General features: G+C 71.3%; 22 protein-coding genes. 15 read left to right on the forward strand and 7 right to left on the reverse strand.

Features of this window, described 5'->3' with window-relative positions; genetic code table 11:
* The first annotated feature begins 44 nt into the window (after positions 1–44).
* The gene (ftsH, locus tag FHS38_RS30885) at positions 45–2,075 is read left to right on the forward strand and encodes an ATP-dependent zinc metalloprotease FtsH (protein ID WP_184739328.1); all 2,031 of its coding nucleotides are present in this window, start codon (positions 45–47) and stop codon (positions 2,073–2,075) included.
* Between the two features lie 131 nt (positions 2,076–2,206).
* Positions 2,207–2,812: a GTP cyclohydrolase I FolE gene (gene folE / locus FHS38_RS30890; RefSeq protein ID WP_184739215.1), complete on the forward strand. Its 606-nt coding sequence runs from the start codon at positions 2,207–2,209 to the stop codon at positions 2,810–2,812.
* Between the two features lie 16 nt (positions 2,813–2,828).
* Here the strand turns inward: folE and FHS38_RS30895 are convergent, their stop codons facing one another.
* Positions 2,829–3,938, reverse strand: a complete 1,110-nt coding sequence (locus FHS38_RS30895) for an alpha/beta hydrolase (RefSeq protein ID WP_184739216.1) — start codon at positions 3,936–3,938, stop codon at positions 2,829–2,831.
* 171 nt (positions 3,939–4,109) lie between these two features.
* Between FHS38_RS30895 and FHS38_RS30900 the strand changes: the two genes are divergently transcribed.
* The 6 genes from FHS38_RS30900 (at position 4,110) to FHS38_RS30925 (ending at position 9,263) form a co-directional block, all read left to right on the forward strand.
* Positions 4,110–5,963 carry a phosphatidylglycerol lysyltransferase domain-containing protein gene (locus tag FHS38_RS30900; RefSeq protein WP_184739217.1) on the forward strand — a complete coding sequence of 618 codons (1,854 nt, stop codon included), beginning with the start codon at positions 4,110–4,112 and terminating at the stop codon, positions 5,961–5,963.
* A 96-nt stretch (positions 5,964–6,059) separates the two neighbouring features.
* Positions 6,060–6,950, forward strand: coding sequence for a dihydropteroate synthase (folP, locus tag FHS38_RS30905; RefSeq protein WP_184739218.1), 891 nt, complete (start codon positions 6,060–6,062; stop codon positions 6,948–6,950).
* A complete protein-coding gene (locus FHS38_RS30910) occupies positions 6,947–7,426 on the forward strand; it encodes a nuclear transport factor 2 family protein (protein ID WP_184739219.1) in 480 nt (159 codons plus the stop codon). The genes folP and FHS38_RS30910 overlap by 4 nt, the downstream gene beginning before the upstream one ends.
* A 342-nt stretch (positions 7,427–7,768) precedes the next feature.
* The gene (gene folB / locus FHS38_RS30915) at positions 7,769–8,128 is read left to right on the forward strand and encodes a dihydroneopterin aldolase (RefSeq protein ID WP_130878302.1); all 360 of its coding nucleotides are present in this window, start codon (positions 7,769–7,771) and stop codon (positions 8,126–8,128) included.
* Complete coding sequence (folK, locus tag FHS38_RS30920; protein WP_184739220.1) at positions 8,125–8,718, forward strand: 2-amino-4-hydroxy-6-hydroxymethyldihydropteridine diphosphokinase; 594 nt, start codon at positions 8,125–8,127, stop codon at positions 8,716–8,718. The genes folB and folK overlap by 4 nt, the downstream gene beginning before the upstream one ends.
* Before the next feature lie 53 nt (positions 8,719–8,771).
* Positions 8,772–9,263: a DUF3180 domain-containing protein gene (locus tag FHS38_RS30925; protein WP_184739221.1), complete on the forward strand. Its 492-nt coding sequence runs from the start codon at positions 8,772–8,774 to the stop codon at positions 9,261–9,263.
* Between the two features lie 136 nt (positions 9,264–9,399).
* Here the strand turns inward: FHS38_RS30925 and FHS38_RS30930 are convergent, their stop codons facing one another.
* A complete protein-coding gene (locus tag FHS38_RS30930) occupies positions 9,400–10,569 on the reverse strand; it encodes an ABC transporter ATP-binding protein (protein ID WP_184739224.1) in 1,170 nt (389 codons plus the stop codon).
* 129 nt (positions 10,570–10,698) lie between these two features.
* Here FHS38_RS30930 and FHS38_RS30935 point away from each other — a divergent pair, with 129 nt between their 5' ends.
* The 4 genes from FHS38_RS30935 to FHS38_RS30950 all read left to right on the forward strand — a co-directional run bounded on the left by FHS38_RS30935 (position 10,699) and on the right by FHS38_RS30950 (position 14,526).
* Positions 10,699–11,388, forward strand: coding sequence for an ABC transporter permease (locus tag FHS38_RS30935; protein WP_184739226.1), 690 nt, complete (start codon positions 10,699–10,701; stop codon positions 11,386–11,388).
* Positions 11,388–12,134 carry an ABC transporter permease gene (locus tag FHS38_RS30940; RefSeq protein ID WP_184739228.1) on the forward strand — a complete coding sequence of 249 codons (747 nt, stop codon included), beginning with the start codon at positions 11,388–11,390 and terminating at the stop codon, positions 12,132–12,134. The genes FHS38_RS30935 and FHS38_RS30940 overlap by 1 nt, the downstream gene beginning before the upstream one ends.
* 95 nt (positions 12,135–12,229) lie before the next feature.
* Positions 12,230–13,210, forward strand: a complete 981-nt coding sequence (locus tag FHS38_RS30945) for an ABC transporter substrate-binding protein (protein WP_184739230.1) — start codon at positions 12,230–12,232, stop codon at positions 13,208–13,210.
* 86 nt (positions 13,211–13,296) lie between these two features.
* Entirely contained in the window at positions 13,297–14,526 is a 1,230-nt protein-coding gene (locus tag FHS38_RS30950) for a hypothetical protein (protein ID WP_184739232.1), read from the forward strand.
* 109 nt (positions 14,527–14,635) lie between these two features.
* On the opposite strand, the gene FHS38_RS30955 is transcribed toward FHS38_RS30950, so the two are convergent.
* Together FHS38_RS30955 and FHS38_RS30960 are read right to left on the reverse strand one after the other, a co-directional pair.
* Entirely contained in the window at positions 14,636–15,787 is a 1,152-nt protein-coding gene (locus FHS38_RS30955) for an NADH-quinone oxidoreductase subunit D (RefSeq protein WP_184739234.1), read from the reverse strand.
* A gap of 71 nt (positions 15,788–15,858) precedes the next feature.
* Complete coding sequence (locus FHS38_RS30960) at positions 15,859–16,860, reverse strand: SAM-dependent methyltransferase (protein ID WP_184739236.1); 1,002 nt, start codon at positions 16,858–16,860, stop codon at positions 15,859–15,861.
* 121 nt (positions 16,861–16,981) lie between these two features.
* On the opposite strand from FHS38_RS30960, the gene FHS38_RS30965 reads away from it, so the two are divergent.
* Together FHS38_RS30965 and FHS38_RS30970 are read left to right on the forward strand one after the other, a co-directional pair.
* Positions 16,982–18,178 carry a sensor histidine kinase gene (locus FHS38_RS30965; protein WP_184739238.1) on the forward strand — a complete coding sequence of 399 codons (1,197 nt, stop codon included), beginning with the start codon at positions 16,982–16,984 and terminating at the stop codon, positions 18,176–18,178.
* Positions 18,179–18,255: 77 nt separating this feature from the next.
* The gene (locus tag FHS38_RS30970; protein WP_184739240.1) at positions 18,256–18,933 is read left to right on the forward strand and encodes a response regulator; all 678 of its coding nucleotides are present in this window, start codon (positions 18,256–18,258) and stop codon (positions 18,931–18,933) included.
* A 22-nt stretch (positions 18,934–18,955) separates the two neighbouring features.
* On the opposite strand, the gene FHS38_RS30975 is transcribed toward FHS38_RS30970, so the two are convergent.
* Positions 18,956–19,669, reverse strand: coding sequence for a TetR/AcrR family transcriptional regulator (locus FHS38_RS30975; RefSeq protein ID WP_184739243.1), 714 nt, complete (start codon positions 19,667–19,669; stop codon positions 18,956–18,958).
* 181 nt (positions 19,670–19,850) lie between these two features.
* On the reverse strand, positions 19,851–20,939 hold the full coding sequence (locus tag FHS38_RS30980) for a DUF5937 family protein (RefSeq protein ID WP_184739245.1): 1,089 nt from the start codon (positions 20,937–20,939) through the stop codon (positions 19,851–19,853).
* 98 nt (positions 20,940–21,037) lie between these two features.
* Here FHS38_RS30980 and FHS38_RS30985 point away from each other — a divergent pair, with 98 nt between their 5' ends.
* A complete protein-coding gene (locus FHS38_RS30985) occupies positions 21,038–21,367 on the forward strand; it encodes a hypothetical protein (RefSeq protein ID WP_184739247.1) in 330 nt (109 codons plus the stop codon).
* On the opposite strand, the gene FHS38_RS30990 is transcribed toward FHS38_RS30985, so the two are convergent.
* Positions 21,287–22,468 carry a threonine aldolase family protein gene (locus tag FHS38_RS30990; protein WP_184739249.1) on the reverse strand — a complete coding sequence of 394 codons (1,182 nt, stop codon included), beginning with the start codon at positions 22,466–22,468 and terminating at the stop codon, positions 21,287–21,289. The genes FHS38_RS30985 and FHS38_RS30990 overlap by 81 nt on opposite strands.
* Positions 22,469–22,542 lie beyond the last annotated feature (74 nt).

Raw genomic sequence — 22,542 nt, forward strand, 5'->3', positions numbered from 1 at the left:
GCCTCACTGTGGCAGGAGGGACGGGGCGCTTGCGCCCCGTATGGATGGACGTGAAGCGCTACTTCCGTGGGCCGGTCATGTGGATCGTGCTGGCCGTCCTCGCCGTGGTCGTGTTGATGCAGGTCGTCGGCTCGTCCGGCGGCTACAAGTCGGTGGACACCAGTCAGGTCGTCAACGCGATCGACAAGAACCTGGTGAAATCGGCCGAGCTGACGACCGGTGACGAGAACAAGGTCAAGGTCGAACTCAAGGACGGCCAGAAGGTCAAGGGCAGTTCCAAGATCCAGGCGAACTACATCGGCGACCAGGGCGTCGAGATCTCCAAGGATCTTCAGGCCAAGGCCGATGACGACAACAAGGACACGCTGCCCGACGGGTACAACATCGCCACGTCGAAGCAGAACCCCTTCATCGGGGTGCTGCTCTCGCTGCTGCCCTTCGTCCTCATCGTCGTGGTCTTCCTGTTCCTGATGAACCAGATGCAGGGCGGCGGCTCCCGGGTCATGAACTTCGGGAAGTCCAAGGCCAAGCTCATCACCAAGGACACCCCGAAGACGACCTTCGCCGATGTGGCCGGGTCCGACGAGGCGGTCGAGGAACTCCACGAGATCAAGGAGTTCCTCCAGGAGCCGGCGAAGTTCCAGGCCGTCGGCGCCAAGATCCCGAAGGGTGTGCTGCTCTACGGCCCGCCCGGTACGGGCAAGACGCTGCTCGCGCGCGCCGTCGCCGGCGAGGCGGGCGTGCCGTTCTACTCGATCTCCGGTTCCGACTTCGTCGAGATGTTCGTCGGTGTGGGTGCCTCCCGGGTCCGTGACCTGTTCGAGCAGGCCAAGGCCAACGCTCCGGCCATCGTCTTCGTCGACGAGATCGACGCCGTCGGCCGGCACCGTGGCGCGGGCCTCGGCGGCGGTCACGACGAGCGCGAGCAGACCCTCAACCAGCTCCTGGTCGAGATGGACGGCTTCGACGTGAAGGGCGGCGTCATCCTGATCGCCGCCACGAACCGCCCCGACATCCTCGACCCCGCGCTGCTGCGCCCCGGCCGCTTCGACCGGCAGATCGCCGTCGACCGTCCGGACATGCAGGGCCGTCTGGAGATCCTCAAGGTTCACCAGAAGGGCAAGCCGGTCGCCCCGGACGTCGACTTGGGCGCGGTCGCCCGTCGTACGCCCGGCTTCACCGGTGCGGACCTGTCGAACGTGCTGAACGAGGCGGCGCTGCTCACGGCCCGCAGCGACAAGAAGCTGATCGACAACCACTCGCTGGACGAGGCGATCGACCGTGTCGTGGCCGGACCGCAGAAGCGGACCCGGATCATGAGCGACAAGGAGAAGAAGATCACCGCGTACCACGAGGGCGGTCACGCCCTGGTCGCGGCGGCGTCTCCGAACTCCGACCCGGTGCACAAGATCACGATCCTGTCCCGCGGCCGTGCGCTCGGCTACACCATGGTCCTGCCGGACGAGGACAAGTACTCCACCACGCGCAACGAGATGCTCGACCAGCTGGCGTACATGCTGGGCGGCCGCGCGGCCGAGGAGCTGGTCTTCCACGACCCGACCACCGGTGCGGCCAACGACATCGAGAAGGCCACCGCCACGGCCCGCGCGATGGTCACGCAGTACGGCATGACCGAGCGGCTCGGCGCGATCAAGTTCGGCTCGGACAACAGCGAGCCGTTCCTGGGCCGTGAGATGGCGCACCAGCGCGACTACTCCGAAGAGGTCGCCGCGCTGGTCGACGAAGAGGTCAAGAAGCTCATCGAGACCGCGCACAACGAGGCGTGGGAGATCCTCGTCGAGAACCGCGACGTTCTCGACAACCTGGTTCTGGCCCTCCTGGAGAAGGAGACGCTGAACAAGGAGGAGATCGCCGAGGTCTTCAAGCACATCGTGAAGCGCCCGGCCCGCCCGGCGTGGACCGGTTCCTCGCGTCGTACGCCCTCGACCCGCCCGCCGGTGATCTCCCCCAAGGAGCTGGCCCCGAGCAACGGCGCCCAGCCCGTGGAGTCGGTCGACCTCCCCGAGGACGCCCCGCGCTCCTACGGCGGCGGGAACACCACCCCGGAGAGCTGATCAGCAGGATGTGACCGGCGCCCCAGGGCCCGGAATGGATGCCGCACCACCCAGGTTATTAGCCTGGGGGTGCGGCATCTCGCATGTCCGGGCCGCGCAGTGCGAACGTACGAGAGAACGAGGCAACTCCCATGACCGACCCGGTGACGCTGGACATCGAGGGCCCCGTCGGCGCATTCGACGAGAAGCGGGCCGAGAACGCCGTCCGCGAGCTGCTCATCGCGGTCGGGGAGGACCCGGACCGGGAGGGCCTGCGCGAGACGCCGGCGCGCGTCGCGCGGGCGTACAAGGAGATCTTCGCGGGGCTGTGGCAGGAGCCCGAGGACGTCCTGACCACGACGTTCGACATCGGCCACGACGAGATGGTGCTGGTGCGGGACATCGAGGTCTACAGCACCTGTGAGCACCACCTGGTGCCGTTCCACGGGGTGGCGCACGTCGGCTACATCCCGGCGACGAGCGGGAAGATAACGGGCCTGTCGAAGCTGGCCCGTCTGGTGGACGTCTACGCCCGCCGTCCGCAGGTGCAGGAGCGGCTCACGACGCAGATCGCCGACTCGCTGATGGAGATCCTCGAGCCGCGCGGCGTGGTCGTGGTCATCGAGTGCGAGCACATGTGCATGTCAATGCGGGGCATCCGGAAGCCCGGTGCCAAAACGCTGACGTCGGCGGTGCGGGGCCAGCTGCGTGACCCCGCTACCCGCGCGGAGGCGATGAGCCTGATCATGGCCCGCTGAGGCGGGCCGTGGGGCGCTACGCGCTGAGGCGGCTGCCCATCCACTGAAGGGTGGGGTTCAGCTCACGGCGCCACGTGTTGAAGTTGTGGCCGCCGCTGTCGAGGATGATCGAGGAGACCCGGGCGTCACCCTTGGCCATCTTGATGAACTTCAGGGTGTCCTTGTAGTTGTGCTCGCCCTGCTCGCTGCTGGTCACCAGGACCGAGATCGGCGGGGTCTTCGTGTTCTTCAGCCGCCACATCACGTTGTTCTCGTTCTCCAGCTTCTTGCTGCCGCCGAAGAGGGAACCGGTGGTGGGGTCCTGCAGGGCCTTGTAGTAGCCGGAGAGCGAGGCGGCGGCGCCGTAGGCCTCGGGGTGGCGCATGGCGATCTTCAGCGCGCAGTAGCCGCCGGTCGAGTTGCCGATGATGCCCCAGTTCGCGGCCTTGTCGCCGACGCGGTAACGCTGGGAGACCGCCTTGCGGAGATCCTTCGTGAAGAAGGTCTCGGCCTGGGGGCCGTCGGGTATGTCGATGCATTCGGTGTCGCGCTGCCCCACCACGGACGGCCGCATCATGACCAGGATGGTGGGCTGCATCTTCTTCGCCTTGGCGAGCTTGTGCGCGCGCACCGGGTAGTCCAGGCCCTTGATGAGGGCCTCGGAGGTGCCCGGGTAGCCGGTCAGGACGACCGAGGCCGGAAAGTTCTTCTTCGCGTACTCCGGCTGGAAGTACTCCGGCGGCAGGTAGACGTAGGCCGGGCCGTTGATCTTCGAGTCCACACCCGCGACGTTGATCTTCTCGATCTTGCCGCCGACCCGCGGCACGTCGCCGCGCGGCACCTTCACCGCCTGCGTGCTCACGACCTGCACCCGCTTGCCGCTGGCGCTGTGGTCGACGACGACGCCCTCCGACTTGACCTGACCGAAGAGGTCGGCCCAGGAGCCGTAGAAGCCGAAGGACTGGTTCGCCCACAGGCCTATCGCCGCGAACAGCGTCAGCTGCGTGGCCAGCATCATGCCGACGCGGCCGAGGATCGATCCGATGCTCTTCTTGCCCAGGCGGGGCCAGAGCCAAATGGTCAACGCGAAGAGCACTACCGCAGCCGAGATGGCCAGCAGTAGTACCGCCATGCTGGTGAGACCCATGAGGTGCTTTCTGCCAGAGCGACCGGAAGCCCGAGTCGCGGAATGGTTACTTCTTTCCGGGCTTGGCCCCCGGCGGAACCTCAACCCCGAAACCGTCGTCCTACAGGGCGCATAAAGTCCGGGCGCTGCCGCCAGACGGCGCAGGTCCACTCGACAGGACGACGGGAAGAGATGTCTGTCAGGGTAGATGGCAAAAAGTCCGATGGGGTTCCCGAGGGGGACAAGCCACTGTCGAGGCTCGCGCGCATCGTCAGAGGGCCGAAGCCCGAGAACGTGCCTGCCGTCGTGGGCACGGTCGCCGCGCTCATCGGTCTGGCGGACATCGTGGCCGGGGTCGTCCCCCGGTACCGGTGGAGCAGGATGCACGCGCTCTCCGAGGTGCTTCCCGGCACGGTGACCCAGCTGGCCGCGGCCGGCTCGATCATCGTCGGCATCCTGCTGCTGATGCTCGCCCACGGCCTCAAGCGCGCCAAGCAGCGCGCCTGGCTCGCCGCCGTCGTGGTGCTGCCGATCGGCGCCGCCGCGCAGCTGATCTACCAGCACTCCCGCATCGGCACCCTTCTCACGCTGCTGCTCTTCGGCTACCTGCTCCGGCACAAGAAGTCCTTTGCCGCGCTGCCGGACCCCCGCAGCCGCTGGAAGGCGGTCGCCAACTTCATCCTCATGGGCGGGGCCAGCTTCGGCCTCGGCTGGGTGATCGTCGGCTCCCACGCGAACAAGATGGTCGGCGACCCGCCGGTGCTGGAGCAGATCGAGCACGTCATCTGGGGCCTCTTCGGCTTTGAAGGATCGATCCGCTACACCGGCGGCGTCGACTACACCGTCGGCTACTCCCTCGGTGCCCTCGGTCTGCTGACCGTGGCCACCACCGCCTACCTGGCCTTCCGCCCGGCGTACCCGGCGCCCGTCCTCACCGAGGAGGACGAGGACCGGCTGCGCGAGCTGCTCGCCAAGCACGGCGAGCGCGACTCGCTCGGCCACTTCGCGCTGCGCCGCGACAAGAGCGTCGTCTTCTCGCCCTCCGGCAAGGCCGCCGTCTCCTACCGCGTCGTCTCCGGCGTGATGCTCGCCAGTGGTGACCCCATCGGTGACGTCGAGGCCTGGCCGGGCGCGATAGAGCAGTTCATGGAGCTGGCCAAGCGCCACTCCTGGACCCCCGCGGTCGCCGGCTGCAGCGAGACCGGCGGTGAGGTGTGGACCCGTGAGACCGGTCTGGACGCCCTGGAGATGGGCGACGAGGCCATCGTCGACGTGGCCGACTTCAGTCTCTCCGGACGCTCCATGCGCAACGTCCGCCAGATGGTCAAGCGCATCGAGCGCAACGGCTACAGCACCAAGGTGCGCCGGGTCGGGGACCTGAGCCCCGAGGAGCTCGAGGTCGTCCAGAAGGCCGCCAACGCCTGGCGCGACACCGAGGACGAGCGCGGCTTCTCCATGGCGCTGGGCCGGATCGGCGACCCCAAGGACCTGGACGCCGTCATCGCCACCGCCCACAAGGACCCGGAGGAGGGCGAGGACGTCGCCTTCGGCGACCTCAAGGCCATGCAGCACTACGTGCCGTGGGGCCCGGAGGGCAGCTCGCTGGAGCTCATGCGCCGTGACCGCAGCGCCGACCCGGGCATGAACGAGCTGCTGATCGTCGCCTTCCTGCAGGCGGCGCCCGACCTCAAGATCAAGCGCATGTCGCTGAACTTCGCGTTCTTCCGCTCCGCCCTCGAGCGCGGCGGCAAGCTCGGCGCGGGCCCGGTGGTCCGCATCCAGCGCACGGTGCTGATCTTCCTGTCGCGCTGGTTCCAGATCGAGTCGCTGTACAAGTTCAACGAGAAGTTCCGGCCGCGCTGGGAGCCGCGCTTCATCGTCTTCCCGAACAGCCGCGACCTGCCCCGCATCGGCTTCGCGATGATGCAGGCGGAGGGCTTCCTGGAGCTGCCGCGGCTGCTGCGCCGCCGCCCGGCGGAGCCGAAGCCCTACGCGCAGGACGAGGACAGCGCCCCGGCGCAGAGCGAGGTCACTCGCGCGGCCTGACCGCGCGGCGGCCGAATGAAGAGTGCGTGAAAACGCCCCCTGTCCGACCTTTCGGGCAGGGGGCGTTCTCTTTGCCGCACGCCCTAGGCTGGTGGCATGAGTACGTTGCGCGGTCGTTTCGGACCTGTCGGGCTGCCGGAGTGGGACCGCTGTGCGGTGATGGGCGTCGTCAACGTCACGCCCGATTCGTTCTCCGACGGCGGCCACTGGTTCGATACCGCCGCGGCGGTCAAGCGGGGCCTGGACCTGGTCACGGGCGGCGCCGACCTGGTCGACGTGGGCGGCGAGTCCACCCGGCCCGGCGCGCCGCGGGTGGACGAGGCGGAGGAGCTGCGCCGGGTGATCCCGGTGGTGCGCGGCCTGGCCGGCGAGGGCGTGGTGGTGTCCGTGGACACCATGCGGGCCGCGGTCGCGGAGGCGGCGGTCACGGCCGGCGCGGTGCTGGTCAACGACGTGAGCGGCGGGCTCGCCGACCCGGAGATGGTGCCCGTGGTGGCCGCGGCCGACGTGCCGTTCGTGGTGATGCACTGGCGCGGTTTCAGCGCCGACATGAACAGCCGCGCCGTCTACGGGGACGTGGTCGCCGAGGTGCTCGCCGAGCTGCGGCAGCGGGTGGAGGCCGTCGTCGACGGGGGCGTCGACCCCCGGCGGATCGTGGTGGACCCGGGACTGGGCTTCGCGAAGAACGCCGAGCACGATCTGGCGCTGGTCGCCCGGCTGGCGCACCTGCGCCGGGAGCTGGACCTGCCGATGCTGGTGGCGGCCTCCCGGAAGCGGTTCCTCGGCCGGGTACTGGCAGGGGACGAGGGCAGCCCGCCACCGGCCCGCGAGCGGGACGCGGCGACGGCCGCCGTCTCCGCCCTCGCGGCGCGCGAGGGCGCGTGGGCGGTGCGGGTGCACGAAGTGGGCGCGAGCGCGGACGCCGTCCGTGTCGCGAGAGCCGTAGAGGGCGCAGCGGCCGCGGCCGGCGCCGAGGGGGCCTGGTGAGCACAGCGCGTACGGACAGCGAGCGGGTCGAGCTGGCGAACACCGCGCTGTACGAGGCGGTGGAGCGCGGCGACACGGTGGCCATGGAGGGGCTGTGGCTGGACAGCCCCGACGTCGACGTCTCGTGCGTGCACCCGGGGTGGCCGGTGCTGCGGGGCCGGGGCGAGGTGCTCCGTTCGTACGCGCTGATCATGGCGAGCACCGACTACATCCAGTTCTTCCTCACCGACGTCGAGGTGGCGGTGGCCGGTGACACGGCCTTGGTGACCTGCACGGAGAACATCCTCAGTGGTGGCCCGGCGGAGACGGAGGGCGAGCTGGGGCCGCTGGTGGGCCAGCTGGTCGTGGCGACGAACGTCTTCCGGCGGGTGGGGGAGGACTGGAAGGTCTGGTCCCACCACGGTTCGCCGGTGCTCGCGGGCCGGGAGGACGAAGAGGACGAGGAAGAGGAGCCGGGCGGTCCGGAGCGGGCGTGATCCGGCGTCGGCGGTGTGCGAGGAGGGTGCTGCGCCAGTGGCATGCGTCACTTGTGGGGCGTGGGTTCCGTCACGGCGCAACGTCAGTGTGAGGGGAATGTGATCACTCGTTCGAGCTGCTTGCGGGCGGGGTAGGGGTGGAGCGCGAGGGCATCGGGTAAGCGCGGCGGGAGCCGTCTAGCACCGCATGCACTCCTTGTCCATAGCACCCGTGGGCGGGCACTGTCGGTGCGCGCAGGTAGATTCGAAGATGGGTAACCCGGCCGAAGGCAGGGGGACGGGCGATGTGCCGGCAGCGGTCGGCGCGCTCCCGCACACCGACAACCAGCAGGAGTGATTCGTGTGGATCGTGTCGCGCTGCGCGGCTTGAAGGCTCGCGGACACCACGGGGTGTTCCCCCGGGAGCGCGAGGAGGGCCAGACCTTCATCGTGGACCTGGTGCTGAGCCTGGACACCCGGCCCGCCGCGGACGCGGACGACCTCGCGAAGACCGTGCACTACGGCGTGGTGGCCGAAGAGGTCGTCGGCGTGGTGCAAGGTGAGCCGGTCGACCTGATCGAGACTCTGGCCGAGCGAATCGCCCAGCAGTGCCTCAAGCACGAAGCGGTACGGGAGGTGGAGGTCGTCGTGCACAAGCCCGACGCCCCGATCACCGTGCCGTTCGACGATGTGACGATCACGATTACCCGGAGCCGAGTATGAGCAGCAGCGACCCGACCGTGCAGCCGGTGCCCGCCTCCGTGGTGGAGCAGGTGGACGCCGCCGATGTGACGTTGAGCAATCCCAAGCGGGCGGTGATCTCGCTCGGCAGCAATCTGGGCAACCGCCTGGAGACCCTGCAGGGCGCGATCGACGCGCTGGAGGACACCCCGGGCCTGCGGGTCAAGGCGGTCTCCCCGGTGTACGAGACCCAGCCCTGGGGCGTCGACGCGGACTCGCAGCCGACGTATTACAACGCGGTGGTGCTGGTGAAGACCACGCTTCCGCCGGCCTCGCTGCTGGAGCGCGGGCACGCCATCGAGGAGGCCTTCGAGCGCGTGCGGGACGAGCGCTGGGGCCCCCGCACCCTTGATGTCGATATCGTTACCTATCAGGACGTTCTGTCGGACGACCCCTTGCTGACGCTGCCGCATCCGCGCGCCCATGAGCGCGCTTTCGTCCTGGTGCCGTGGTACGACGTGGACCCGGAGGCCGTGGTGCCCGGTCGCGGCCCGGTCGTCGAGCTGCTGTCCGGCGTCGGCACGGACGGCGTCAATCCGCGCGTCGACCTGGAACTTCGACTGCCCGAGTAGCCGTTGGGCCCATGTAGTTCCGGTGCGCCGAGGAATCATGGAGGAGCGACCCAGTGAAGCAACTGCGGGTCAGTGTGCTGGTCGGGCTGTTCGCGGTGGCCGGGATCCTGTCCTGGGCGGGCGCCCGGCTGTGGGACTCGGTCGGCACCCTGCCGAGGGTGCCGGTGGCAGCGCCCATCGTGCTGGCGGTCATCGCCGTCGTCCTGGCCGCGACCGCGTTCTCGCTGCGCGCCCGGCTGCGGGCCCAGCGTGAGCGGCGGCCCGGCGCCAAGGGCGTCGACCCGCTGCTGGCCGCCCGCGCGGTCGTCTTCGGCCAGGCGAGCGCACTCGTCGCGGCGCTGGTGGCGGGGATGTACGGCGGGGTGGGCGTCTTCCTGCTGATCGACGGCCTGGACGTTGCGGTCCGCCGGGACCAGGCGATCTACGCGGGCGCGTCCGTGCTCGCGGGCGCGTGCGTGGTGGCCGCGGCCTTCTTCCTGGAGCGCGTCTGCAAGCTCCCGGAGGACGACGACGAGAACGGCGGCACGACGGCGAAGGCGGCGTAGCCGCCGCGGGTCGTGTGTCCGCACCTCCGCTGCGCGGCGGTGTCCTCAATCGCCGGACGGGCTGCAAATACAGCCCGTCCGGCGATTGAGGACGCGCCCGCAGGGCGCCCGCCGCCGCAGGCGGCACCGACAACCCCTAGACGCCGGGGATCGTCTCCAGCTCCACGTCACCCCGCGAAGCCCCCCGCGCATCCGCGTCGATCGAGCGCCGCAGCGCCTCGTGGAGCCGTGCCGGGGTGAGGACGCCCAGGAAGTGGTCGGCGTCCTCGCCGTCGAGGACGGCGATCCACCCGGCGTCGTGCTGGAGCATCGTGCTGAACGCCTGCTTGAGCGAGGCCCCCACGGGCAGCCAGGCGTCCATGCGCCGCGAGTGCCGGCGGACGGTGCCGTCGGCGGGGCCGGTCAGCGCGTCGGCGGAGACCCAGCCGTGCAGATGGTCCGCGTCGTCCAGGACGACGGCCCAGCGCGCGCCCTCCGCGGCCAGCCGGGCGGCGGCGGTGACGATTTGGTCGTCGAGGTGGACGACCGGCGGCTGCTCCAGGTCGCCGGGCTCGATGGAGGTCACCGACAGGCGCTTGAGGCCGCGGTCGGCCCCGACGAAGTCGGCGACGTACGGCGTGGCGGGGGCGCCGAGGACCGCCGCGGGCGGGTCGAACTGCTCGATGCGCCCGTTGCCGTAGACGGCGATGCGGTCACCGAGGCGGACGGCCTCCTCGATGTCGTGCGTGACGAACAGGACGGTCTTGCGGACCTGGGACTGCAGCCGCAGGAACTCGTTCTGCAAGTGCTCGCGGACGACGGGGTCGACCGCGCCGAAGGGTTCGTCCATCAGGAGCACGGGCGGGTCGGCGGCCAGGGCGCGCGCCACGCCGACCCGCTGGCGCTGCCCGCCGGAGAGCTGGTCGGGATAGCGGTCGCCGTAGACGGACGGGTCGAGGCCGACGAGGTCGAGCAACTCGGCCGCGCGGGCGCGGGCCTTCTTGCGCTGCCAGCCCAGCAGGTGCGGGACGGTCGCGGTGTTGTCCAGCACGGTCTTGTGCGGGAAGAGGCCGACCTGCTGGATGACGTAACCGATGCGGCGGCGCAGCTCCACGGGGTCGACCGTGGCGATGTCCTCGCCGTCGAGGTGGATGCGGCCGCTGGTCGGCTCGATCAGCCGGTTGACCATCTTCATCGTGGTGGTCTTGCCGCAGCCGGAGGGTCCGACGAGCGTGACCAGCTCGCCCTCCGCCACCTCGAACGACAGGTCGTCCACGGCGGTCGTGCCATCGGCGTAGCGCTTGGTGACGTGCTCGAAGCGGATCATGCTTCCCCATTCTGGCCGTACTCCTGTCAGACATTGTTGCCGTTGTGTGGCGGCCGCAGTCGAATGTCAGTGCGCGGGGTTAGGGTCGCCAGTAACCGAGGGTCAAGGGCCAGGGGGAGGTGAGGGCGGATGGCGGGGCAGAACTGCCTGATCACCAATGAGTGGATTTGCGGCGAATATGTGCGCACGCGCGGTCAGGAGTTGACCGACGCCACTCTCCAGCACGTCGGCATCACGCTCGCGTCGGTCGCCATCGGGCTGCTCGTCGCCTTTCCGCTGGCCCTGCTGGCCCGCAGATGGCGCGGCGTGGCGGGACCGGTGCTCGGTCTGACCACGATCCTCTACACCGTCCCGTCGCTGGCGATGTTCTCGCTGCTGGTGCCGGTCTTCGGGCTGTCGGTGGCCGTCGTGGTGACGGGCCTGGTGCTCTATTCGCTGACGATCCTCGTGCGGAACATCCTGGCCGGGCTCGCCTCGGTGCCGGAGGAGGCGCGGGAGGCCGCCCGCGGCATGGGGTACGGGCCGGTGCGGCTGCTGTTCGGGGTCGAGCTCCCCCTGGCGCTGCCCGCCCTGATGGCGGGCCTGCGGATCACCACGGTCTCCACGGTCTCGCTCACCACCGTCGGCGCCATCATCGGCTACGGCGGTCTGGGCAATCTCATCTACGAGGGCATGCACAGCTTCTTCAAGGCGCAGGTGCTCACGGCGTCCGCGCTGTGCGTGGCCCTCGCGGTCCTCGCGGACCTCGCCCTGCTGCTTCTGCAGCGGCTGCTGACGCCCTGGGCGCGGGCGGGGAAGCGGAAGAAGGTGGCGGCCTGATGAGTGTCCTCGCGAACACCTGGACGTGGCTGACCACCGGCGCGCACTGGTCCGGCGCGGACGGCGTCTGGCACCGCCTCGGCGAGCACCTGTTCCTGACCGTGGTGTGCCTGGCGATCTCCTGCGCCGTCGCGCTGCCCGTCGCCGTGCTGCTGGGCCACGTGGGCAAGGGCGGCGCGCTCGCGGTGAACATCTCCAACGCGGGTCGCGCGGTGCCCACGTTCGCGGTGCTGGTGCTGTTGCTCCTCAGCCCGCTCGGTACGCACGGGTCATGGCCGACGATCATCGCGCTGGTGCTGTTCGCCATCCCGCCGCTGCTGACCAACGCGTACGTGGGCATGCGCGAGGTCGACCGGGACGTGGTCGAGGCGGCGCGCGGCATGGGCATGACGGGCCGCCAGCTGATCGGCCGGGTCGAGCTGCCGCTCGCCTTCCCGCTGATCCTCACCGGCGTCCGGACCGCGGCCGTGCAGGTCGTGGCCACCACCACGCTGGCCGCGCTGCCCGGCGGCGGTGGCCTCGGCCGGATCATCACCGCCGGCTTCCGGCTCACCGACACCGCGCAGGTGGTGTCGGGGGCGCTGCTGGTGGCCGCGCTCGCCCTGCTGGTCGAGGGGGCGTTCGTGGCCGTGGAGCGGCTGCTGGACCCGCGGCGCCGCCGCACGCGCATAGCGGACCGGAAGACCGGCGGCCGCGGCCCGGCGGCTCCCGAGAAGGTGCTGCCACCGGTGGGAAATCCCGCCTGACACCGCGCGGTGTCCCTGCGATGCTGCCGTTTTGACGTCTGATCACCCGCGCGTCCGCCCAGGTGGACGTTCGGCCGAAGTGGATGGAGTGCCCCATGAGCTGGACCTCGCGCCCCGCGCGGACCACCCGCGCCCTGCTGGCCGTGGCCGGCGCCACCGCCCTGACCGCGGGCCTCGCGGCCTGCGGCGGCGACAGCCTGGAGAAGTCCGGCGGTGGTGGTGGTTCGGCCAAACCGGGCCAGGGCTCGCTGGTGATCGGATCCGCGTCCTTCACCGAGTCCAAGCTCCTCGCGGAGATATACGCGGGGCTGCTCAAGGACGCCGGATATTCGACCCGGATCAAGACGGTCGATGCCCGCGAGCTGTACGAACCGGCCCTGGAGAAGGGCCAGATCGATGTGGTCCCGGAGTATGCGGCGACGCTCGCCGAATTCCTCAACAAGAAGCAGAACGGTAAGGACGCGGCCCCGGTCGCCTCGGCCGATGCCGACGCCACCGTGAAGGCCCTTCGGAAACTCGCCGAGCCGCGCGGACTGAAGGTGCTCGACCCCGGTCGGGCGGTCGATCAGAACGCCTTCGCCGTGAGCCGGGACTTTGCCGCCGAGCACCAGCTCAAGACCCTTTCCGACCTGGGGAAATCGAAGCAGAAGATCAAGCTCGCGGCGGGCGACGAATGCTCCCAGCGGCCCTTCTGCCAGCCCGGACTGGAGAAGACCTACGGCATCGACGTCACCGGTATCGACCCGCTGGAGGTCGGCAGCACCCAGGCCAAGCAGGCGGTCAAGGACGGCAAGGACCAGATGGTCCTCACCACCACCACGGACGCCACCCTCGAACAGTTCGGCCTCGTTCTCCTGAAGGACGACAAGAAGCTCCAGAACGCCGACAACGTACTGCCGGTGGTGAATGCGGAGAAGGCCGGTTCGCAGGAGATCGCGGATGCGCTCGGGAAGCTCAGCAGGGTGCTGACCACGGCCGATCTCACCGAACTCAACAAGAAGGTCGACGCGGAGCGGCTGAAGCCCGCGGATGTCGCCGCGCGCTACCTCAAGGACAAGGGCCTGCTCACGAAGTAGCCGGGAAGTAGGGGCGAAGTAAGATCAAGAGAAGAGTTTGGTGGTGGGGTCACACTCTTCGGGCGTCGCACGGTAAGTTTCAGGCCATGCCACGAGGACGCCACCGCCATTCGCCGCCCCTGCACAGGCTCCTTCCCTCATCGACGGTCGCCGCGACTTCGGTCGCCTGCGCCGCCGGTGCCTGGGTGGTCGGAGAAACGGTCCTCATCCGCAGTCTCGCGGCGGCCGCGGCCGCCGCCTCTGTGGTCGGCGCCGTACTGATGCGCCGCTGGGACCGTTCCGCCGGCAAGCGCGTCGCCCAGCTCACCGCGGCCCGGGTGCGCGACGAGTGGAAGACCGAGGAGCGCATAGCCGAGCTGGAGACAGACCTCGAGGAGTCGCGTCTCCTGCGCACCAGGCTGGAGACCAAGCTCCGCGCCAAGCGCTCCGAGCTGGCACGGCTGCGCACCGAGCACGCCGATCTGCTGCGCCGGTACGCCACCGCCGAGACCGAGCGCGCCGGAGTCCTGGAGCGCCAGCGGCTGCTCACCAAGGGCTCCGCCGCTCCGGCCGCCAAGGAGCTGGAGGCCGCGGCGTCGGCCCGCCAGGTCGCTGCCGCCGCCTTCGTCAAGGCCGCCGACGCCCTCAGCAACCTGGAGCGCAACGGCGCGGCCCAGCGGGCCGCCGCCGCGACGCCGGCCGTGCCCGCGGCCGCGATTCCCGCCTCCAAGGCCCTGGAGAAGGCCGAGAAGCCCGCGAACGCCGCGGACCCCAAGGCGGTCAAGGTCCCCCAGCCCGTGGGGAAGCCCGGCGGTCCGGGGAAGCCGGGGCCCGGAACGCCCGGCCTCATGCCCGCACCCAGGCCCGGCACCGGTGGTGTCGTGCGCGACCAGCGCACGGTGCCCGCAGCGGCGGCCGTGCTGCCGCAGGCGCCCGCGCGCACCGCGTCCCGGGCGCAGGGCGGCTTCGACTTCTTCGGCACCCAGGGAGCGCCGGCCCTGCCCGCGCGCCCCGTCGAGGAGGAGGACCTCGCGGACGTCGTCGGCGAGGAGGCCCTCGCGGAGCGGGAGCGCCGTCAGGCGGCCGAGGCCGTGGCCGTGCCCGACCTCGACACCGACATCGAGGACACCGACGCCGGGACCGAGACCGTCGCCGAGCCCGAGCCCGAGCCCGAGCCCGAGCCCGAGCCCGAGCCCGAGCCCGAGTCCGAGTCCGAGTCCGAGTCCGGGACCGAGGGCGCCGAGCCGCAGACCGCGGCCGACGGTTCGGTCATCGACCTGACCGCGCACGACGAGACCGAGCAGATCGACGTCGCCGGGCTGCGCAGCGTGATCTAGCGGCCGCGCGATCGGCGATCGACAAAAAGGGCGAGGGCCTCTGACGTGCCGTCCGGCACCTCAGAGGCCCTCGCCCTTCCCGCTGTTTGTCGGTGCTCGTCGGCGCCCGCTACTTGTCGATGTCGCCGACCACGAAGAACAGCGAGCCCAGGATCGCGACCATGTCGGCGACCAGCGTGCCGGGCAGCAGCTCCACCAGCGCCTGGATGTTGTTGAACGAGGCCGAGCGGAGCTTGAGCCGGTACGGCGTCTTCTCGCCCTTGGAGACCAGGTAGTAGCCGTTGAGCCCGAGCGGGTTCTCGGTCCACGCGTAGGTCGAGCCCTCCGGCGCCTTGAGCACCTTGGGAAGCCGCTGGTTGATCGGGCCCGGCGGCAGCTCGGCCATCCGGTCCAGGCACGCGTCCGCCAGGTCCAGCGAGTTGTGGGTCTGCTCCAGCAGGCACTCGAAGCGGGCCAGGCAGTCGCCGTCCTGGCGCGTGACGACCTTCAGCGTGTCCTGGAGCTCCCCGTACGCGAGGTACGGCTCGTCGCGCCGCAGGTCGAAGTCGACGCCGGAGGCACGGGCGATGGGCCCGCTGACCCCGTACGCGTGCACGGCCTCGCGCGACAGCGCGCCGACGCCGCGGGTACGGGCCCGGAAGATCTCGTTGCCGAGCACCAGCCGGTCGTAGACGTCCATCCGCGAGCGGACCTCGGCGACCGCGTGCCGGGCCCGGCCGAGCCAGCCCGCGGGCAGGTCCTCCTTCAGGCCGCCGACGCGGTTGAACATGTAGTGCATCCGGCCGCCCGAGACCTCCTCCATCACCGTCTGGAGCTCCTCGCGCTCGCGGAAGGCGTGGAAGACGGGCGTGATGCCGCCCAGCTCCAGGGGGTAGGAGCCGAGGAACATCAGATGGTTGAGGACCCGGTTCAGCTCGGCGAGCAGGGTGCGCGTCCACACGGCCCGCTCGGGCACCTCCATGCCGAGCATCCGCTCGACGGCGAGGACGACCCCGAGCTCGTTGGAGAAGGCGGACAGCCAGTCGTGGCGGTTGGCCAGCATGATGATCTGCCGGTAGTCGCGCGCCTCGAACAGCTTCTCCGCGCCCCGGTGCATATAGCCGATGACCGGTTCGGCGTGCTGGATCCGCTCCCCGTCGAGGACGAGCCGCAGCCGCAGCACGCCGTGCGTGGACGGGTGCTGCGGGCCGATGTTGAGCACCATGTCGGTGCTTTCCGCCGCGCCGCCGATGCCGACTGTCGTCTCAGAGGTAGGGGCCATGGGGAGTAGTTTGTCAGTCACGCGCGCGTGAGGCGGTCCGGGGCGTCCGAGGCGGGCCGCACCGGCCGCGCTCACCCCGCCGCGAGCTCCGCCGGCAGCCCCGCGCAGGCCCCGCCCACCGGGTGCAGCAGCCAGCCGAAGGCGCCCAGCCCCGCCGGGGCCACCAGCTCCGCCGCCTCGCCTGCCGCGCCCAACGCCCGGACGTACGCCGCCGGGTCGGTGGAGGCGAGCGTCAGCGGCGGCCTGCGGCCGTCGACCCCGAGCGCCGTCAGGGCCTGCCGCTGGGTCAGCAGCGAGCCGTCCTCGCCCGCGCAGGCGTCCAGCGCGACGTGCGCGGTGATGTCGCACGAGCCGTCCGGCACCGGCCGCACCTCGCGGCCCTCGCGGAACCCCGTCAGGGTGCCGAAGGGCGGCCGGTGGTCCCGGCCGTGCGCGTAGTCCACCGCCACCGCCAGCCCGGCCCGCAGGCTGCGGACCGCCCGCGCCCACGCGGCGTCGCGCGGGTGCCCGATCTCCGCGCGGGAGCCGGGGGGCGCGCCCTCCAGGGGCCACCAGCGGGCGAGCCAGGAGGCGTCCTCGCCGTCGACGGGCTCACCGAGCAGCTCCTCGCCGTCCGGCTGCACGAGCACCTGGCGGGGCGTGCCCCCGGCGTCCGCCTCGGCGACGTCGAGCGGCACGTTGTCCAGCCACTCGTTGGCGAACAGCAGCCCCTCCACGCCCTCGGGGAGGTCACTCAGCCAGGTGATCCGCTCGTCGAGCCCCGGCGGCCGCGCCGCCCGTTCGACCGCGTACGGGCGCAGCCGCGCCCCGAGTTCCGGCGGCACCTGCGCCAGCACCCCGGTGAGCAATTCGCCGCGCCCCGCCCCGACGTCGGTCAGTGCCAGCTCCGCCGGGTGCCCGAGCGCCGTGTCGACCCGGCTCAGCAGCCGGGCGACGGCCCCGGCGTAGAGCGGCGAGGCGTGAACGGAGGTACGGAAGTGCCCGGCGGGGCCCTCGGGCCGCCGGTAGAAGCCGTCGGGCCCGTACAGGGCGGTCTCCGCCGCCGTCCGCCAGGTTCGCGTTCCCTGTGCCATACGCACACGCTATGCGCCCTCGGCGGTCACCTCGCCTCCACCTTGCGGAGTAGGCGGGACGTACAGGGATCGATCGTCCGGTTGACCCCGGCACGTACCTCACGTGCCTACGCTGGGTGACGTGCAGCGCCTCTACGACTTCCTCCGCAGGCACCCGACGGGTGTGGACAGCTTCTGGGCCGTCCTGCTGCTCGGCCTGACCGTGATCTCCTCCTCGTCGGACAGGCCGGGCCGGGGCTCGGTGTTCGCGGAGATCGTCATCTACGGCGCGCTGTGCGTCGTGATCGCGCTGCGCCGTCGCGCGCCGGAGAAGATGCTCCTCCTGGCGACGGCCGCCGGGGTGGCCCAGCTCGCCTTCGACGTGTCCCAGCATCCGGCGGACTTCGCCATGCTCGTGATCATCTACACGGTCGCGTCCGGCAACACCCGCTGGGCGTCCCGCTACGCCCTCGTCGGCGCCCTCGTCGCCCCCGCGCTCGCCACGATCCGCTGGAGCACCTACGAGGGGAGCCTGACGAGCGAGGTCATACAGACGGTGTTCCTCACCGTCCCCTTCGTCCTCGCCTGGGTGCTGGGCGACTCGATCCGCACCCGCCGCGCCTACTGGGCCCAGCTGGAGGAGCGTGCCGCGCGCCTGGAGAAGGAGCGCGAGCAGCAGTCGCGGATGGCGGTGGTCGCCGAGCGGGCACGGATCGCACGCGAACTGCACGACGTCGTGGCGCACAACGTCTCGGTGATGGTCGTCCAGGCGGACGGTGCCGCGTACGTCCTGGACGCCTCGCCGGAGCAGGCCAAGCAGGCGCTGGAGACGATCTCCGGCACCGGTCGCCAGGCCCTGGCGGAGATGCGCCGGCTGCTGGGCGTGCTGCGCACCGACGAGGGCGGCGAGGGCGGCGAGTACGTCCCGCAGCCGGACGTGGAGCAGATCGGCGACCTCGTCGAGCAGGTGCGCAGCGCGGGTCTGCCGGTGGACTTCCGGATCGAGGGCTCCCCCCGGCCGCTGCCCAGCGGGGTGGAGCTCACCGCGTACCGCATCGTGCAGGAAGCGCTCACCAACACCCGCAAGCACGGCGGCCCCGACGCGGCCGCGAGCGTGCGGCTCACCTACTTCGACGACGGGCTGGGGCTGCTCGTCGAGGACGACGGCCGTGGCGCGCAGCACGAGCTGTACGAGGAGGGCGGCGCGGACGGCATGGGCCACGGAATGATCGGCATGCGTGAGCGCGTCGGCATGGTCGGCGGCACGCTGGACGCGGGGCCGCGGGCGGGCGGCGGCTTCCGGATCAGCGTGCTGCTGCCGATCAAGGCGGGCCGCTGATCGGCGACCGCACCGTTCACGGAGTATGGAGGGACGCGCGTGCCGCCCGTACGCGCGCCGAGGAAAGGGACCCCCGCATGTCGATCCGCGTGATGCTCGTCGACGATCAGATGCTTCTTCGCACCGGATTCCGCATGGTGCTGGCAGCCCAGCCGGACATGGACGTCGTCGCCGAGGCCGGGGACGGCGCCGAGGCCCTGGAGGTGCTGCGCGGGACCGATGTCGACGTGGTGCTGATGGACGTGCGCATGCCGCGGATGGACGGGGTGGAGGCGACCCGCCGGATCTGTGCGCAGGAGGGCGCGCCGAAGGTGCTGATCCTGACCACCTTCGACCTCGACGAGTACGCCTTCTCCGCGCTCAAGGTCGGCGCCAGCGGTTTCATGCTCAAGGACGTGCCGCCGGCCGAGCTGCTGGGCGCGATCCGCGCGGTGCACAGCGGGGACGCGGTCGTCGCGCCCAGCACCACGCGGCGCCTGCTGGACCGCTTCACGCCGATGCTGCCGAGCGCGGCGGGTGAGCCGTCGAGCGCGGAGCTGGACCGGCTGACGGGCCGCGAGCGCGAGGTGATGCTGTTGGTGGCCCAGGGGCTGTCCAACGGCGAGATCGCGGCGCGGCTGGTGCTCTCCGAGGCGACGGTGAAGACGCACGTGGGCCGCATCCTCACCAAGCTGGGGCTGCGGGACCGGGTCCAGGTGGTGGTGCTGGCCTACGAGAGCGGTCTCGTACGGGCCGGTGGCGGCGGCGCGCAGTAGCGACGCCACCCCCTCGGGCCGTTCAGCGCCCTTCGCGGGGCCCGTTCGCGTCGCGCTCGCCGTCCTCCGTCGCTCCACCGATGTCGCCGCCGTTCCACAGGGCGTCCAGTGCCTGCTGGTCGGGCCGGGGGCCCGCCTCCGGGCCCGGTTCCGGGGCCGCGAGCCCCTGGACGAGCAGCCGCAGGTACCGGTGGGCGAGTTGCTGCCCCAGCTCGGCCTCGATGCCTGGCAGCGGCCGGGAGATCAGCGAGAGGACGAGCAGGATGTCGACGTGGTCGACCTCCGCGCGCAGGGAGCCCTCCGCGCGGGCCCGGTCGAGCAGGCCGTTCAGCGCGTCCACGTACTCGGTCCTGGTGCGCAGGACCTCGTCGGTCTGCACGAACCGGCCCGCGACGACCGGCAGCGTTCCGGCCGCGTGCGTGGTGACGCAGTGGTGCAGGACCCGGGTCAGCGCGCTCCAGGCGTCCGGTTCCTGCTCAACGGCCTCGGCCGCCTCGTGCGTCACGTCCCGCATGACGTCGAGGCAGACCTCGCGCAGCAGGTCCTCGCGGGTGGCGAAGCGCCGGTAGAGCGTGGCGATGCCGACGCCGCCGCGCCGGGCGACCATCTCCAGCGGCGCCTCGGGGCCCTTCTCCTGGAAGACCTGCTTGGCGGCGTCGATGATCCGCCGCCGTGCCTCCGCGCGGAACCGCGGGCTGCTCTGCTGTGCCGTCTCCGAGCCGTGCGCCGTGGCCATCGCGCGTGCACCCCCTGGTCGAATTTCGGAGGGATGCCCTCCGATCGCCTGCCGCGAGGGTAGCGGAGAGGCTTACCCCCCGATACAAGGTCCACTGCGGGTCCGCTGCGCGCAGCGGGAACGACGGCGGCAGCCGACCACGGCCGAAGCGCCGCGCAGCGGCAACGGCCCCGCGCAGCGGTCAGCGCAACACCGTCTCCAGGAAGTCACTTCCCAGCCGGGCCACCAACGTCAGGTCCAGCTGGTGCAACACATAGCGACCCCGCCGACGGGTCGTCAGCAGACCCGCCTTCTTCATCACCGCTATGTGCCGGGACACCTCGGGCGGTGTCAGCCCGTACGCGGCGGCCAGCTCCCCCGTGGTGTGCGGGCCGCGTGCCAGCGTGCGGCACAGACGCATCCGTACCGGGTGGGCGAGGGCCTCCAGTCGCTCCCGGACCAGCTGCGGGGCCGTGAGCTGGGGCAGTTCGGGGCCCGCGACGGGGTACTGGATCACCGGCTGCCAGCCGGACCGGTGCACGACGAGGAGATGCGGCCAGCCGAAGGCCGTCGGCAGGAACGTCACCCCTTGCCCGTAGGCCGTCGTCCGGCCGCTCGACAGCTTGTCGACGACGATGCGGGACTGGCCTTCGCCGAGTGAGAGCGAGACCGCGGGGGAGACCGCGGCCAGGGCCTCCGCCAGGCCCTTGCGCCGCAGCAGGTCCGCCTTGTGACGTGCGTCGGCGGCGAGCTGGACCCGGACGCGCTGCCAGTTGTCGCCGAAGAACGCCTGCTCGCAGTCCTCCAGCAGCCGGCGCAGCCAGGCGCGCAGGGCGCTCGGGTTCTCCAGCATCCGGTCGGTGAACTGCGCCTGCCGCGGCCCGCGGGCCGCGGAGAGCTCGCGGACCCGCGCCCGCTGGCCCGCGTCGACCAGCGGGGAGGGCAGGCCCCGCTCGTAGCCGGTCGTGCAGGTGATCTCGAACGCCGCGGAGGTGAACGCCTCGTCGTCCAGCCGGTCGAGGTCGTCCAGCTCCTCGGCGAGCGTGGCCCGGGGGACGGCCGGCAGCAGGATGTCCGAGCGCGAGGAGCGCCACAGGAAGTCGGCCTCGGTCAGCCGGTCGGCGAGATCCGGCTTGAGAGAGGAGGCCGTGGCGGTGGCCCAGGGGTGCAGCCCGGGGTGGTGGCCGGGCTCGGACAGGGCGTGCAGCATCGCGCCCAGCTCCGCCAGCGGGGACGGGCTGAACCGAATGCGCTCGACGGGCAGACCGGTGATGTCGATGTCCACGCTCATGCGCTCATCGTGCCTCTCTTCTCGCAGGTCAGGCCGTCGATTGACGGTCCTCGTCAATCCATGCGCCGATGGCCCGGGACCGGCGCAAGGTGATGCTCATGAACGCCACTCAGCAGCACATGCTCGACCTCTACCGCACCGCCCAGCACGGCGAGCCCGCACCGCCGGCCCCGGGGCGCGACGACTGGCAGGCGGTCCGCGAATTCCGCACCTGGCGGGAGTTCCGGGCGGTCGTCGACGAGAACACCGCGACCCGCCGCGCCCGTTGGGCGGCACTGCTCCGGCTGCTGCGGCCCGCCGCGCGCCCCACCGGAGCCGCCCCGGCCCGTACCCCCTCGCTCTCTTCGTCAGCCGCCCGCCGCGACGCGTTCCAGGAGAGCGTCGACAGCCGCTCCGACGTCCTCGGCCGTCCAGCTCAGTGCGGATGAGGCGACGGTGACCTCGGTGACGGACAGGCCCGGCACCTCACCCGGGAACCAGCGGTTGAAGAGGGTGGTGCGGGTCTCCTCCGCGAGCCGCACCCCCGCCTCTTCCAGGACCTCCGGCGGATACGGCAGCCACACCTGGAACTGATGGGTGTGCGGCACCCCCGGATTGATCCGGAACCACGGCACCCCCGCCGCGCCGAAAGCCTCACCCAGCGCCTTCGCGACGACCTTCGCGTGCGCCACATAAGACGGCAGCCGCGGCAGCTCGCGGTCCATGCCGGCCAGCGCGGCGAGGACCGTCGGCCACTGCTGGGCGACCTGGCCGCCGTACCGGTGCCGCCACGCCTTCGCCTCCTCGATCATCGACGCGGGCCCCGCCAGGGCCGCCCCGGCGATGCCGTCGAGCGACTTGTAGAACGACACGTAGACCGAGTCCGCGAGAGCGGCGACATCCGCCAGCCCGACGCCGAAGTGCGGGGCGCACTCCCACAGCCGGGCCCCGTCGAAGTGGACCACCGCGTCCCGCTCGCGGGCGGCCTCGACCACCTCCGTCAGCTCTTCCCACGTGGGAAGCACGAAGCCCGGCTCACGCAGCGGCAGCTCCAGGGCGAGCGTCCCGAAGGGCTCGTCCAGCTCGCGGACCTCCGCGGCCGTCGGCGTCCGCGGCTCGGTCGTGGGGTGCACCGGGCGCAGTCCGCCAAGCACCGTGTACGCGTTCCGCTCGTGCTTCTCCAGGTGCGACAGCGGGTGCAGCGCCACGACGTCGTTGCCCGTGCGGCCCGCCCAGCACCGCAGCGCCACCTGCTGGGCCATCGTCCCGGTGGGGAAGAACGCCGCGGCCTCCATGCCGAGCAGCTCCGCGGTCCGCGCCTCCAGGTCGGCGACGATCCCGTCGCCGTAGACATCCAGCCAGCCGTCCAGGTCGTACGCGCCCGGGGCCTCGGCGGTCAGCTGGGCCAACCGCTCGCCGATCGTGCGGGCGAAGGGGCTGTCCGACAGGACCCGCTCGGAGCCGCGCAGCGCCGCCAGCCTGCGGCCGCGGCTCACCCCCCGCGGGCCGTCGTCGTGGGCACCATCCGTGTGATCGTTCTCGTCAGCCATGCCCCGATCATGACGCACGGGCCCGACACCGGCCATGAGTTATCCACAGGGGGTGCGGGCGGTGGCCCGGGGCG

It is taken from the genome of Streptomyces netropsis (assembly GCF_014203545.1).
GTDB classification, from domain to species: Bacteria; Actinomycetota; Actinomycetes; order Streptomycetales; family Streptomycetaceae; genus Streptomyces; species Streptomyces netropsis.